Source organism: Cupriavidus sp. 05T313 (assembly GCF_056396665.1).
In genome coordinates this window covers 1-413 of sequence record NZ_JBFTLX010000665.1, presented here as the reverse complement: position 1 = coordinate 413, position 413 = coordinate 1, and the positions used below count along the sequence as shown (strand labels likewise).

The following is a 413-nucleotide window of genomic DNA, read 5'->3' as shown; positions in this document are numbered from 1 at the left end:
TCTGCGGGTTCTTSACYTCCTCGGCGGASGTGGCSACSACGTCGAAWCCRATGAAGGCGAAGAACACCAGGGCGGCACCGGCGAAGATGCCCATGGTGCCGTACTGGGCAGGGGCGGCGCCGGTCAGGAAGCCGAAGAAGGACTGCTTCAGGACGTCCGCGGCGCCATTGCCGGCCGTGGGCTCAGCTGCCGGAACGAACGGCGTGTAGTTTTCGAACTTCACGTAGGTGAAGCCCACCACGATCACGAACAGCACCACGGCGATCTTGATCAGGGTGAAGATGTTTCCCACGCGGGCGGAGAGCTTGGTGCCCAGCACCAGCAGCACCGTGAAGATGGCCACGATCAGGAACGCGCCCCAGTAGAGGTCCACGCCGCCCAGCGAGATGGCCGGCGGCACGTCCAGGCCGGTG

1 protein-coding gene is annotated in these 413 nt (G+C 65.0%); it reads right to left on the bottom strand.

Annotated features, from left to right (window positions below):
* Positions 1 to 413 (bottom strand): amino acid permease (locus AC1DKD_RS42260; protein WP_477144868.1); only part of this gene is annotated, 413 nt, incomplete at both ends.